Genomic DNA, 14,764 nt, shown 5'->3' with positions numbered 1-14,764 from the left:
CTTCATACTTACTAAGTTCAATTAATTTCTCAATAATTATGATGCCATGTCCTATATATTTCCGTCTGCTGCTTAGATTTTTCTGTACTGTAAATGGCTTTCGCTATAACACCTCCAAGTGACCGGTTTCTATGACAGATAAGAAATTCCTACAAAGAAAAAAGCCCTTATTAGGGCTTTTCATTCTATTTCTCCAGCAAAACTCTCTATGAAATTCCTAATAGAAAAAAGACACACTTAGATTGATGCGTCTTTTTGTGATGCCTCTTTTGTGAAATCATATAAAGCAATTGCGCCTAAAAGAACAAGTATACCTTGAGGAACATCTAGCAAAATAGTTTTCCAAATTTCTGGAATTACCCATTTAATATCTGCTGCTGTTTCAAGATATGTTTGGAAATAGCTGATTGTAAAATTAATTATCCCTAAAAATACAAACAACGATAAACCAAATCGAATTAATTTCTTATTTGTAAACATATAACACCTCTCAAAATTCATTGGATATTCCTGCTTTTGCTTCTTTATATTTACATATCTCTATATCTAATTTTAACACATAAAGAGCTCAAAAAAATACGATATGCATATTTGCATATCGTATTAACAACACTCCATGATAATTTAGAAATTCCTGCAAAGAAAAAACAACTCCGTTACAGCTAATAGCTCGGGTTTCTTTTCTTATTTAACTTCATACCACCAACATTTACGTTCTTTAATTGTAAAATAAATGTGACAGAAGTTTATCCAGTTAATGCGTAGACAAGTAAATGAGCTAAATTATCGATATTCTATTTCGCCATATCCGTAGCACTAATGACTTTACGCAAATTTGACAAGAAAAAATATATAGATAGGTATGATCCAGACCTATCTATAACATTACTTCTATTCTTTATCCAATTACGTCTTTTACGTCTGTATCCACTGGCCACTTTTCTAATGTATAAGCCATTTCCCAAAATGAATATTCATATTGACTGCTAATAATAAAATGCTGTTTCATACGTTTGCGGTCTGCCTCTGTTACTTTTTCAGCGATAGTATCTAAACGTGTAATTTGTTCTTCAACTAGCGTACGGAACCAATCAGATCCATAAGCAGAAATCCATTCGTTATAAATTGGCTCTTCCGGCTGGCACTCTTTTAAGCGTTCGCCAATTTCATAATACAACCAATAGCAAGGTAAAATTGCTGCAATGATATCTCCTAAATGCCCTTCATACGCAGCACGATACATATGTGAAGTATACGCATATGCAGTTGGCGCAGGAATAAAATTATCTTTTTCTTCTTTCGTTATCCCTAGTTTTTTAGCAAAATTCTCATGTAAAGATAACTCTGCTTCATATGTATTTTGAGCATGATGTGCCATACGAGCTGTCGTCTCTAATTCAAGAGCTTTTGCAGCTCCTAAAGTTTGTACTCTAGCAAAATGACTCAAATAATATGAATCTTGAAGCACATAATAACGAAAACTAGCTAAATCTAACGTTCCTTCACCAAGTTTTTTTACAAAAGGATGGTTAAAACTCGCTTCCCAAATTGAATCTACTTCTTTACGTAATGATTGTGAAAAAGTCATTTAAATCCCTCCAATAATGTATAAAATATAAGTATTTATCCACAATTATTAAAGCTGTAAAATAAAAAAACTTTCTTTACAGGCGTAAAGAAAGTGAAATTGACAGTATTTATTTACTCATTAAATAGCAACGTCTTTCCCACTTCCCTACGCTGGCATTAACCAGATCAGGTACTAAGAGTCTCAAAATCACATTTGATCTCAGCCTATAAAAGGCCCCCCTAGTGGATAAATATTTTGTTTTTATAATGTATTCATCATAGCATACTTCGTGAAACTGTCAAAAGAATTCGTTATATAATCTCCTTAAAACCCTTCTTCATTTCTAACTTTTAATGATGTTTCAATAATCATATCTAATAGTTTGCTATAACTAATTCCCGCTGCTTCTGCACTTTTGGGCAATAGGCTTGATTGTGTCATCCCTGGTAATGTATTAATTTCCATTACATATGGAATTCCGTCCTTCACCATCATATCAACTCTTGCATAAACACTACATTTTAATGCTTTATAACAAGTCAGTGAAGCTTTATTTACACGTTCCTTAATTTCTGCTGGAAGTTCGATAACTTCCTCAACCGTACTAGTATCATCATATTTTGCATTGTAATCAAAGAACTCGGCTGCATGTCGAATTGAAACTATAGGTAACTGTTTTCCATCCAGAATAGAACATGTAATTTCATCACCTTTTATATACTTCTCAATTACTACTTCAGAATCCCATTCGAATACAGTTTCTAGCATTGAGATCAATTCATTTTTATTGTAAACGATTTTCACCCCGACACTCGATCCGCCAGAGTTTGGTTTTACCACTAATGGAAATCCTAACTTATCTAACTCATCAAGATTTAGATCCTCCATTTTTGTAAGTTCAATCCAATCTGGTGTTTCTACACCTTCATAACGTAAAATCTTTTTCGAAATATTTTTATCCATACATATACTGCTAGATAACATATTACTTCCGCTATAAGGAATCCCTAAACTCTCCAGTGTTCCTTGAACTGTCCCATCTTCTCCGTATTTTCCGTGTAATGCGAGCAATGCAAAGTCAATGTCTTTCGCTTTTTCAATTAAATCCATTTTTTCGTTTAATGTAATTGGAACTATTTCATACTTATTTTTATCTAAATGAGCAATCATTTCATTCCCCGTCATAATTGAAACTTGTTTTTCAGACGATACCCCGCCCATAATAACACCGATTTTCATTTTCTCAACTCCAAATTTCATTTTTTAATGTATCACCAATTATTTTAATTCCACGAACTATTTCTTCTTCTTTCAAGCGCGAAAACCCTAATCGGAAAGTGTTTGCTCCTTCTCCATCAGAGTAAAAAACATCTCCAGGTGAAAACGTAACGCCTTTCTCATAACACTTTTGTAAAAGTGTGCGGGCATTCATATGCTCTTCTAGCTCTATAAATAAATGAAGTCCACCATCTCCAGTCATTCTTTTAAAAGGAATGTACTGGTTACATGCCCCGACAGCTAACTCATATTTTTTCTTATAAACAGATCTTGCCTTTTTTAAATATTTTTCAAAATATCCCTCATGTAAATATTGAAACAGAACAGCTTGATCTAGCGTAGATGTGTGAATCGTTCTTGCTCTTTTTACGCTTTCTAAATAATGAATCAGCTCTTTATCTGCAATAATCCAGCCTACACGTAAACCAGGGAAAAGCACCTTTGAAAAGCTACTAATATAAATCACATTATTGCCAGCTCCCGCAAAAGTTAATAATGGAGCTAAATGTGAACCTGAATAACGTAATTCTTCATTAAATCCGTCCTCTATAATAGGAACGTTGTATTTTGAGAATAACCTCATCAATTCCGTTCTTTTCTCTGAACTCGTAACAATACCGGTTGGATTATGATAAGAAGGAATTAAATAAGCAAAATCAAAATCTTTTTCACGCAAACTTTTTTCAACTTCATTCGTATCAATACCATCCTCATGCATATCAATCCCATGAACTTCAAGTCCATGTAAACGGAAAAGCTTAAGTGCAGCATGGTGAGTTGGATTCTCACAAATGACACGACCGGATTTTTTTGATAAAGAAGAGAGTACAATATCCAATCCTTCTGTAAATCCATTTGTAATTAGAATATCTTTATTCGAAATGTCTACACCTTTCATTTCCATGTAATGAAGTAAATAATTCATTAACGGTCTATATCCCTTTGCATATCCGTAGTTCAATACGATGTCCCCTTCAATGGACATACGAGTAAGAAAAGCTCTTTTGAAATTTTCAACATCAAATAGCTTCTCATCCGGGGCTATACTATTAAAAACAATCATTCCCTTTTCCCAACGAACACCATGTTTCATTAAATCTAATTCGTCCGCTAATGCGGTCACTGTATTAAGTTTATTTTTCCAATCTATTTCAACAGACGAAGTGTTAGATATATCCACCTTGGCAACAAAGTTCCCTTTTCCTTTAACTGCATAAATGAGTCCTTCTTGCTCTAAATCTGCATAAGCAGCGAGTACAGTGTTTCTACTCACACTTAGTAATTCACTTAGTTCCCTTGTTGATGGGATTTTTTGATCCCCGAGCAAATGCCCTTTCATAATCATTTTCTTCAAATAATCTTTCAATTGAATATAAACGGGACGTTCTTTAACAACTTTAAAATCCTTAAACAATTTCTTACCCCCTGCAATCATTTTTGCATATTTATTTCATTCTCAAAAGGTCCACGGCATATGTATTTTTTATAAAGGGCGGTACGGTCTTACAAATCTTTTCGATATAAGTTTATTACATCTTTTAAAGCTGCAGCTGCAGCGCCTCTTGGATTAGAAGCCCCACCAATTGTAGTAACTTGTCCCATCGTATCTGTAAAGAACGTAATTCCTTTTTCGGTTCCATTTACTTTTGCTAACGGATGATCTTTTTCTATTTGGCACGGTTCAACATTTAAATTCACATTGCCTCCCTCATCCTTATATGTTGATGCTATTAATTTAATAATTTTATGTTGTTCCTTAGCATTTCGAATTTGCTGTTTTGTAACGTGCTCGATTCCTTTTATATGTATATCAGTAAGTGTTTTCTCTGTTTCTATTAAGCTGTTTGTCAAAAGTAACAATTTACACGCACTATCTGAACCACTTATATCTAATATAGGGTTTGTCTCAGCAATTCCTTTATTTTGTGCTTCTTTCAGTGCTTCTTCAAATGTCATATCTTCCTCATACATTTTCGTAAGAATATAATTAGTTGTTCCATTTAATATTCCTTCTATTTTTTCAATACTGCAACCGGCTAAACTAACTTGTCCAATATCTAGTGTCGGTAGTGCAGCGGCTGTTGCACCGCTATATCGAATTCGTATATTTGCGCCTTTTGCTGCTTCATTTATTTCTCTCCAGTTTGTAACGAGCGCACCTTTAGAAATTGCTACTATATCCATCTGTTTTTCAATCGCTTGTTTCATATATTGTTTCCCTGGATTTCCATCTTTAAGATTTGTAACTGTTGATTCTACCAATACAGTACCACTTATGCTAGTTGTTGCACGTTCCTTCGGATGATACTCTAAATATTTTTCAATTGCAGCGGTACCGCCACCATACATTAATAAATGATGAAGTGATAAGCCGTCTTCATTATGTATTGCAATATTTCTCCCTAATACGCCGCTTACAACTAATTGAATCCCATATGTTTCATATATATATGAATATTTTTCATTTAATAATTTTATAAACTCTCTACCTACTGTTCCGTATCCTGATAATACAACTTGAATTTTCATAATATCCCCCCATATTTTTCTACCAAATCCCTCTTTCAATATAATATAAAGCGCTCTCGAATTCCATCGAGAGCGCTTTATTATTACCTATTTCGGTAAACGTGATAGCTTTTCAGCAATTGTTCTATAAAACTCTTGAATGCTAGAAAAACCTAACGAGTCTGAAACACTTAACCCTATCATGTCGAGATGGTCCCAATTCGCTTTCGTTTCGATATGATTCCATTTTCCAATCTGTAATGACTCATTATTATTTACAGTAACATTAGAAGATGGTGCAATCATAGAATTTGTATTTACTACACCATCATTTTGCCACCAAGAAGTATCAACTAGCGGACGGTTTTCTTCATATCTCGCATAAGAACCTAAGAAAAATGCATTTCCCATTAACACTTTATTCATCGTTATATGAGGCAAATGTAAACCTGTTATAGGTGCTGCTTGTGATGCATGTCCACTATAGGATAAATAATACACATCTAGTTGCGTCTTTACCCAATTATTTAACTCCTTTGCACCATCTGTACTTAAATCCCATTGACTTATATCTTTTGTATTTTTCCAAAGTGAACTATTTAGAATACGATTACTATATTGGAAAAAGGACTCTCCAGCATTCTTCTTTATACCCCATTGATCCAATTTAAAATCATATAATGATAAATTATTGTTTCCTCCAAAGCTTGCAGCTGTAATGAGTAAATCTTTAACGAACGGCAGTAGAAGACTACCATCCGCAAGTGTTGTACCGTTGTGAGGGGTTGCTAATGTTGTAACACTATGAACGTATGATTTTCCGCCTTCAAATAGTGGTGATATTTTGGTGTCTGGGTGATTTTTCACATAATTCTTTTCTTCAAAACTACCTTCTTTTAATAGCTGTACTAATGTTCTAATCGTTTGTCCACCCATGCTATGTCCAACTAAATGAACTTTATTTGTTTCACTCCAATTCGGCGCAAAACCACTATAAGTTCTGCCAAAACGATTATGTCCATGTTTCTCAGCATGGACTGCACCATAGTCTACTGTCCCACCGCTAATTTGTGCATACAATTCACATGCACGATCCCAGTTACTAGAAACAGGTCCAACAGCTGCCGTATGTACCGTATAACCATTTCGTTTCAAATCTTCCTGTATATCATGAACACCACCCCAATATTTTACGCCAAGCATTTCTTCTCTACCCCATCCAGCAAATCCATTCACCAATATGATAGGATAATTATTTTGTTGCCTCTCTTCAGCGTATGATATTTTCGCTGCGAATGAACATACGGTCACTAATGCAAAAAAACATATTTTTAAAAATAACTTCCCCATACTTTCTCCCCCCTAATAAAACGTTTACATTTTTCTTCCTGAAAAATTAACAGAATAATTTAACAACTTAAACATAATGTAAAGTATTTTATATACATTGTATATATAGAAAACATATACAACTGTTGATAAATATTAATTCAAGCAAATATTTACTTTTTACAATATAACTTGTAAATCTATTTATTTAGATTTATAATTAGATATAGTTTCCTCATGTTAAAAAGATTTAAAAACCATAAGAAAACTAATCTCATTGCTTGAAAAGGAGGAAAAGGCATGCAAATCGGATTCAATATTCATACATTATCTCAACCTACTAAAATAACTCCATCTCATCTTGAGCATAATACTATCTCTTCTACTAAACTTGAAGATAAAAAATCAAATGATTCCATCAAATTTGATATTCGTTTATCTGAAAAAGAAATGAAACAACCTGAGCATAAATTTAATGAATTAGATTTATGGAAGATGCTAAAAGATAAAGGTGTTCCTTTATGGATTATACTTGAAATGCTACAAAAGGCTCGTAAAGAAAAAGAAGCACAAAATAATTCAGTTCAAAATTCAAATGCGATTGAAGAAACGAGTGAGACTCGATTAAATGAAGTAATGTAAGTTATTTAAACGGTATTAAAAAGAGCTCGAGGTTGATAAAGTATCCATCAACCTCGAGCTCTTTTTTAAGATTTTTCTCCAATCGTTACAAACTGAATTGATACCTCATCTCTATAACCTTCAATTAACTTTCTTACTTTTACTTTTTCATTAATCAACATATTATCTGTCGATATTTTAGGGTTTTCATCACCTAATGACTTTTTCAAGTGTAGAAGTTGCATATTCGTTTCATTTGCTTTTATTTCTTTATACACACTATTTTTCGCCACAACGATATACCATAGTGCTCCATAGTCACGTTTATTGCCAAGCCAAGCATCACTACCATATGTAACAGGTATCTTGTTTCCTTCTATTTCAATACTTTTTATATTCTTTTCTTCTTCATTTATAAATAATAGGGAACTTTCTTTTGGAAAATTCGGCAACGTATCTAACGTTTTAGAAAGGGATGCTTGATCACGTTTACGAAAAAGCTTTGCATTCATCATCGCTTGTGCAGTAGATTCATTTATTATCAGAACCCTTTTTTGGTCAAATCTACCTGTTTTCACTGCAAAAGCTTCCTGTTCTTTCGTGTTTTCCTTATAACGATTCATAATTGCTCCAGTATGATTCTCATCTCCAATGATTAACACACCGTTAGCTGGAAATCTGTTTTCGTTTTTAGAGCATGCACTTACACTTAATAACAATAATATACTTAATATGAAAATAGATAATTGTTTTTTCATCACAGTTCCTTCCATAACTTCAAATTGTTTTTTTACATGCTTTTCTGCAATCTTACTTGCTGATTTTCTCTATTGTTCCATTGTCTTATGAAGCTTTTGTAAATAACGCCAACGAGTTATAAAGAAATATAAAACTTGTATACATATAAATGAAATTAAAATGACGATAGAGCTATTTAGAATAGAAAAATCGACTAATTGTTGTAATGCCATATAAGCGACTACAGTATGTATTACTGCAACGACAATTGGTAAGAAAAACATTAATAATAACTGTCTCGTTACAACTTTCTTTAGCTCCCGTTTACTTAACCCCATTTTCGAAATCATTTTATACTGCTGTTGATCACGATTCAAATCAGTATATAATCGGAAATAAATAAAACTAGCAGCAAATGTGAAGAAAACGATTCCGACTAAAACACTAGCCATAAGTAATAACCCATTCGTTTGTTTTGCACTTAACAACTCTATTGTTAGTGCTCTAAATTCAAAATGTATATCTCTAGGTTCTTGATCAAATATATTATTTAATTGGTTTGAAACCTCTTTCGTTTTTATCCAATCATCTACAACAAATCCGTAAGTACGATATTGAATAATATCTTCATTATCTGGACCACTATTAAGTGGAATTCCATCATATACATGATCTTGAATAGCAATATATATCCCTTTCGTATCATGTGGCAAAACTAAATTATCGACAGTTTTTTTCACATGAAATGTCTTTGTCCAATCGCCTTGAATGACTTCAATATTCTTCTTATAATCACCATTTTTAAATTCTTGTTTTTGTGATACCATTCCAGGAATTAATAACATTTCATCTTCTTTTTCAATCGTTTCTTGTTGATACCCTAGCGCTCTCGCAAGTTCGTTATATTCACTTAATTTCATTACATATACATTACTTTCTGTATATATATATGAAGATGAAGCCATTCGATACGGAATATTAGCATCAGCCAGATGGTTTTTTATAATAGAGAGATGTTTATCCGCTATTTTGTTGTTTTCAGGAGCCATGTATAGTAATGTATACGGATTCGTCATCCTTACTAAATCTTTATTTCCAAGAGCAGCTGTCGTGCCAATTGCTGTAAAAGCAACTGCTGATATAATAGATACTATAAAAAACATTGTTGCATTATCTTTCATACGATAAATTAATTCTGAAAATGTTAGTATATTTGTTCTCTTTAAAAAGAAAGTTTCTCTCCTTTTAGCAAGATGCAATATATAAACGCTACACTGTGTATATAAAAAGTACGTTCCAATAATCACCAGGAATACTCCTATTCCTAGCACAATAAAACTATGATTTGGGATAAAGCGAAATACTAAAATATAGCCATACCCTATACTAAATAAAGAAAAAATTGATAATAAAATTGACGATTTTGGTTCAGGTTTTGGCTTTTCTCCTGCTTGAATCAGTTCCACAAGCTCTGTAACTTTTATCATTTTAAATGTTACTAGCGAAACAATTAAAAATAAGAACAGAAATGTAATGATTGTTAATAATACAGCCTGTACTGGTATATAAAAAGGCAAGCCGTTACTAATCATTAATACACTTGCGCTTATTAATAAAACTAGTTTAGAAAATATGAGTCCAATAAGAATACCTATACATATTGAACCAAAACCAATTAACATATTTTCAATTAACAATAACTTTTTAAGCTGTCTCATTGACATACCTTGCATCATTAAAACGCCAAATTCTTTCTTACGCGTTTTTAAAAACGAACTAACTGAATATAAAATGAAGAAAAATGAAAATACAAAAATCAATCCTTGCGAAACTGAAAATCCCAATGTACCAAATGCACTTATTGTTGCACTTGTCGATTTCAACTCACCTTGTAAATCAGGATGAAATAATAAAAGAGCATACGTAAAGAAAATCATAATAGAAAATGCACTACTTAAAAAATGAGCAGCATATGTACGCTTATTGCGAAAAATATTATTAAATGCGAACTGACGAAAAGTCATGCCTTTTTCCTCCTAACAAAGAAAGGACATCCATAATCTTTTGATAAAAAGTTTGCCTACTTTCACCACAATAAATTTCGTTATATAGTTGACCATCTTTAATAAAGATTACTCGGCTGCAAAAGCTCGCTGCATACGGATCATGTGTAACTAACATCATCGTTGCTTTTTCTTCTTTATTTAGAGTATCAAGCATCTCCATTACATCATTTGAAGATTTAGAGTCCAAGTTCCCTGTTGGTTCATCTGCAAGTAATAATTGCGGCTTATGAACGATCGCACGAGCGATTGCTGTTCTTTGAGCTTGTCCCCCTGATATTTCAAATGTTCTTTTATTCAAGATATCTGTAATATTTAACTTCTCTGCAATCTCTTCCAATCGCTTGTTCATTTCTTGCACGGAAACACCATCTAAAGTCATCGGCAATACGATGTTTTCTTTTACAGTAAGTGTGCTAAGAAGATTAAATGATTGAAAAACAAATCCTAATTGTTTTCTGCGGAATAACGCTAAATCTTCTGATGATAATTGGAAAGGATTTGTGCCATTTATTAAAATTTCTCCCGATGATGGAGAATCAATAGTAGATACCATATTTAATAACGTTGTTTTTCCACTACCAGATGGCCCCATAATCCCTACAAATTCACCTTCTTGAATTGATAAATCAATATCAACTAATGCTTTATAAGGTACTTTCCCTTTATATACTTTACTAATACTTTTTGCATGTAAAATTTCCATGTATATTCTCCCTTCATTTGCACGTCTCATAACAGAGTGTAAATGAATTGTCTTACAGCTCATATTGATTCGTCTTTCATTTATCTTACACGCTTGTAAGATTTCTAAAAAAACTGATAATAAAACTATTTTCAAACTGAAATTAACGCATAACTATCTTATAATAATTGTATAGTAGCAGGAAATACAAAGTATATGAAACCTTTATTATATAAATGAGAAAAGACCGATTGCTTTATCGGTCTTTTACTACCCAACGTTATATTTTTATCCACTCAGATCTTCTCAATATATAATGATTATATATTTGATTTTCTATCCTCTGTTGGCTCTTATAAATAAACCCACATTTTTCAATAACTTTATTTGATGCTACATTGTTAATTAAAGCAATTGCGTTAAGGACATTTAAATTTGTTTCTTTAAACAAAAAGTCAATTAAACCTTTAGTCGCTTTTGTAGCATAGCCATGATTTTGATGTTCATTTGAGATAGCATACATTATCTCTCTGTTTGGTGAAGGGAGTTCTTCTTTCATACCTGTGCAGCACCATCCAATAAATTCATTTGTGGTTTTCTTAAATATTCCTAGTCTTAATATGTGATCATCTATGTTAGTCGTAGTTCTCACTGCATGAAGAAACGCTTTATTTTCTGGTATTTCATAATTTACAACCCAATTAACCCTTTGTTCTTTCGTCGATTTCCAGTCCGGTAAAAACTTTTCTATTTCCGGTTGATTGGATATGTTATAAATACTCTCTGCATCTTTGACCGTAAACTCTTGTAGGTATATATCTCCACAATCTATTTTAAATAACTTAGTGAATCTCTCTTCATCCATGTTAATCCCCCTTACTTACATTAAAGCTCCTTAATCTGCTTCGTAAGTTCCATAAACCGTTCATCCAGTGCTTTATATTCTTTGTCGTTAGAAGTTAAAAAGCTTAATTTCCCTAATACTTCTTGTCTCTCTGTTTCTAACGTTAAACGTAGCTCTTAAATATCATCTCTTGTTTTCGTAGGTTCTTCTAGCTGCTTTTGTATCGTATTGTTTGAAAACACGAGTTTTGTGTTAGTTGTTTTCTCCAGAAAATATCGATCGTGAGATACAATTACTAATGTTCCGTTATACTCAGCTAATGTATTTTCAAGTTGTTCACGTGAAGGTAGATCCAAGTGATTCGTCGGTTCGTCTAAAATGAGTACATCTTTTTCATCTAAAATATAAGCCATTAGCTTACATTTTACTCTTTCTCCCATACTCATATGCTCAATCGGCTCTTTCCATTGAGAAGCTTGGAACCCTAAATGTTTCATTAAATTTTGGACTTTTCCTCTTTCTTCAAACGTCTCTTTAAAAAATAAATTTTCTGGTGTTTTATCAAGCGGTAAATCAAAAACTTCTTGTGTTAAATAGCCGATGTTCGCAGATGGTGAAATCCATATTTCTCCTTCAGCAGTTTCCGTTCCCATAATCATCTTCAGTAATGTTGTTTTCCCACTACCGTTTGGTCCAACAATCGCAACTTTCTCACCGTGCTGAATTGTAAAATTAACGTTTTCAAATAATACTTTCCCATGAAAGTCTTTTTTTAATTGCTTCACTTCTAAAAAACGTTTTCCTACTTTTTTGTTCGCTTGAATAGAAAACTCAACTGAATACTCTTCTTTCACACGTTCTACTTTCGCTTTCTCCAGCTCTTTTTCAAGTCGTTTTCGTTTTGACTTCACTTGTGCATCCATTCGCTTCGCTTTTACACGATAGAATTCTTTCACACCTTCTTGTTTTGTAGACTGCGCGTGTGCCTTTTGTGACCATGAACTCAATTCTTTTATATGTGTTTCTACTTGTTCTATCTTTTTTTGCTGCTTTTCATATTCACGCTGCTGCGACTTTCTTTTTTGCTCACGTGCTTTCATGTAGCTCGTATAATTACCACTATGCTCAATTAATTTTTTGTCCTCAATTGACCATATTTTTGTTGCGACAACATCTAAAAAATATCGATCATGCGATACAACGATAACTGTACCTCTCATGTTTTTTATTTGTTTAATGAGAAATCCCGTACTGATCTCATCTAAATGATTTGTCGGTTCGTCTAATATTAAGACATTAGGATTTTCAGCAAATCCTTTTGCTAATCGAATTTTCAGCTTTTCACCACCACTTAAAGTATGAAAATCGTTCGTTGGCACGCCCCATTTCGCAAGAAGTTCTGCTTCTTTTGCAATTACATCATTACTAATAAAAGATTCTATTTCTTGCTGAACATATGCTGTTGTCATATTCATTTGCATCCATTCAACAGTACCTTTTGAAGGTTCAATCTTCCCATTTATTAATTGAAGTAACGTTGATTTACCAGCACCATTTTTACCGATTAATCCGATAACATCCCCTTGTTTTACTGTCACATTCATTTTCTCTAACAACATATTTTCTTTTATTTCAACATAAACATCATTTAATTTTAATAGTTCTTTCATAAATATCGATCCCTTTCATTAAGGGAGAATAAAAAAATCCTCCCAAATAAATTTGGCAGGATTAGTCATTATATTATTTATACCCAAATAAGCTATTGCGCAATATAAATAGCAATACCGTTGTTTGGAATTGGGCAGACTAATCCTATTTTTTAGAAATTGAAATTTATTGAATTTCAACATTTAAAAATAAGATTAGTTAATCATCGTCCACCCATCATTCCTTTCCGTCATTAATAACCATATTGTACCATACTAGTACTGTATGAGTAAATGCAATTATTTGTGCTGTTAAAAAGATTGCTTTCTTTTAGGTTTATTTATCATTCCTTAACTTCATGTTGAATAAGCACAAATTACATTGATTGTAATACGTCCTTTAGATTTCCCCAATAGTAAACTTCTAAGCACTCTCTCTTATATAAAGTGAAACTTTAATCAGTGGGGGTTTTCTTCATCCCCACTGATTATTAGTTGAACCAATCGGACTTTTATGGGCAGCCCGACCCCCACCTAATTTCTTTGCTTTCGCTGAATTTTGAGGTGGGGGTCTTACTGCCCATTAAAGCGGGATAAATTTTGTATAAAAACAAAATATTATTCATTACCCAACAATAAATTATTGTTTATCGATAATTTTTTATTGATTATCCCCTTGTAATAAGCTATTATATTTTTACAGAAAATATTAATGTAAGGATTGATTTTATGGACAGGACATTAAAAATCACAAAGTTAAATATGTTTTTAATGATTTTTCTCATCCCGATTATAGTAGGGATAATTGTTGGTATACTAACTAAATTGGGGCAAAGTATACTTCCTGGACATTGGAATTCATTAGCTAATCTAGGAAGCGTTTGGTTAGTTCCATCCTTTTTTGTGGCTAGCTTTAGTTATTCTAAGCGTACAGCTATACTTTCTGGTACCCTTGCACTATTCGGAATGGTATTAGGCTACTATGGTTATGCAATAGTTATTAAAAATATAGCTCACTCTATTTATTTTATATCTGTATGGATTGTATGTGCATGTATAGGAGGAACTATCTTTGGAATTGCAGGTTTTCTATGGAAAGATACTACAAATCCACTTCATAAATTCGGAAGCTCACTTATTAGTGGAGTTTTTGTAACGGATGGACTTCACATTCTTTTAAATTTTGAAGACTATAGTCACATGTTACCTGTTGGATATACCGAAGTCATAGTCGGGATTATCTTGATTCTTGTATTAGAACGCTCTAATGCTCATCGAATTTCTTCTTTCTTAATGATGATTCCTATTACTATTTTGGGATTAATTGGATATAAATTATTAAGTTTGTTTACTTAATTAAAATTCATAAAGCTAGCTCTTTTAAAGGGCGAGCTTTTTTCTTACAATAAACTATTTATATATTAATAAATTATTAAATCCCTCTCATTTAACAGCCTTATTTATTATTGTGTCATTACA

At 32.5% G+C, this 14,764-nt stretch carries 12 protein-coding genes, 1 pseudogene and 1 riboswitch; of the genes and pseudogenes, 2 read left to right on the top strand and 11 right to left on the bottom strand.

The features are described 5' to 3' along the window. Window positions 1-237: 237 nt before the first annotated feature. From MHH55_RS07060 to MHH55_RS07035, 6 genes are all read right to left on the bottom strand, one after another. Window positions 238-501, bottom strand: a complete 264-nt coding sequence (locus MHH55_RS07060; RefSeq protein ID WP_002082716.1) for a DUF3937 domain-containing protein — start codon at window positions 499-501, stop codon at window positions 238-240. A gap of 397 nt (window positions 502-898) precedes the next feature. After that, window positions 899-1,588: a thiaminase II gene (tenA, locus tag MHH55_RS07055; protein WP_000144509.1), complete on the bottom strand. Its 690-nt coding sequence runs from the start codon at window positions 1,586-1,588 to the stop codon at window positions 899-901. Between the two features lie 127 nt (window positions 1,589-1,715). Next, window positions 1,716-1,821, bottom strand: a riboswitch (TPP riboswitch). Between the two features lie 73 nt (window positions 1,822-1,894). Beyond that, window positions 1,895-2,809, bottom strand: coding sequence for a D-alanine--D-alanine ligase (locus tag MHH55_RS07050; RefSeq protein WP_000690435.1), 915 nt, complete (start codon window positions 2,807-2,809; stop codon window positions 1,895-1,897). Window positions 2,810-2,813: 4 nt separating this feature from the next. Continuing rightward, complete coding sequence (pdxR, locus tag MHH55_RS07045; RefSeq protein WP_000471644.1) at window positions 2,814-4,262, bottom strand: MocR-like pyridoxine biosynthesis transcription factor PdxR; 1,449 nt, start codon at window positions 4,260-4,262, stop codon at window positions 2,814-2,816. Between the two features lie 89 nt (window positions 4,263-4,351). Further along, on the bottom strand, window positions 4,352-5,377 hold the full coding sequence (locus MHH55_RS07040; RefSeq protein ID WP_000701758.1) for a homoserine dehydrogenase: 1,026 nt from the start codon (window positions 5,375-5,377) through the stop codon (window positions 4,352-4,354). 87 nt (window positions 5,378-5,464) lie between these two features. Further along, window positions 5,465-6,706 carry an esterase/lipase family protein gene (locus MHH55_RS07035; RefSeq protein ID WP_078187722.1) on the bottom strand — a complete coding sequence of 414 codons (1,242 nt, stop codon included), beginning with the start codon at window positions 6,704-6,706 and terminating at the stop codon, window positions 5,465-5,467. A gap of 279 nt (window positions 6,707-6,985) precedes the next feature. Here MHH55_RS07035 and MHH55_RS07030 point away from each other — a divergent pair, with 279 nt between their 5' ends. Further along, window positions 6,986-7,327, top strand: coding sequence for a DUF3914 domain-containing protein (locus MHH55_RS07030; RefSeq protein ID WP_001165456.1), 342 nt, complete (start codon window positions 6,986-6,988; stop codon window positions 7,325-7,327). Window positions 7,328-7,392: 65 nt separating this feature from the next. On the opposite strand, the gene MHH55_RS07025 is transcribed toward MHH55_RS07030, so the two are convergent. From MHH55_RS07025 to abc-f, 5 genes and pseudogenes are all read right to left on the bottom strand, one after another. After that, window positions 7,393-8,064, bottom strand: a complete 672-nt coding sequence (locus MHH55_RS07025) for a lipoprotein BA_5634 family protein (RefSeq protein WP_139362509.1) — start codon at window positions 8,062-8,064, stop codon at window positions 7,393-7,395. 69 nt (window positions 8,065-8,133) lie between these two features. Next, window positions 8,134-10,068, bottom strand: coding sequence for an ABC transporter permease (locus tag MHH55_RS07020; RefSeq protein WP_000144159.1), 1,935 nt, complete (start codon window positions 10,066-10,068; stop codon window positions 8,134-8,136). Then, window positions 10,043-10,813, bottom strand: coding sequence for an ABC transporter ATP-binding protein (locus MHH55_RS07015; RefSeq protein WP_000404283.1), 771 nt, complete (start codon window positions 10,811-10,813; stop codon window positions 10,043-10,045). Before MHH55_RS07015 ends, MHH55_RS07020 begins: the two co-directional genes overlap by 26 nt. Window positions 10,814-11,072: 259 nt before the next feature. Further along, on the bottom strand, window positions 11,073-11,657 hold the full coding sequence (locus MHH55_RS07010) for a GNAT family N-acetyltransferase (protein WP_000343079.1): 585 nt from the start codon (window positions 11,655-11,657) through the stop codon (window positions 11,073-11,075). A 20-nt stretch (window positions 11,658-11,677) separates the two neighbouring features. After that, window positions 11,678-13,306 (bottom strand): annotated as a pseudogene (gene abc-f / locus MHH55_RS07005) (ribosomal protection-like ABC-F family protein). Window positions 13,307-14,014: 708 nt separating this feature from the next. On the opposite strand from abc-f, the gene MHH55_RS07000 reads away from it, so the two are divergent. Further along, entirely contained in the window at window positions 14,015-14,641 is a 627-nt protein-coding gene (locus tag MHH55_RS07000; RefSeq protein ID WP_078187494.1) for a DUF6518 family protein, read from the top strand. The last annotated feature ends 123 nt before the right edge of the window (window positions 14,642-14,764 follow it).

This window comes from Bacillus sp. FSL K6-2944 (assembly GCF_038005385.1).
GTDB classification, from domain to species: Bacteria; Bacillota; Bacilli; order Bacillales; family Bacillaceae_G; genus Bacillus_A; species Bacillus_A cereus.
The sequence above is the reverse complement of the archived record's forward strand: the minus strand, read 5'-3'. Positions and strand labels throughout refer to the sequence as shown.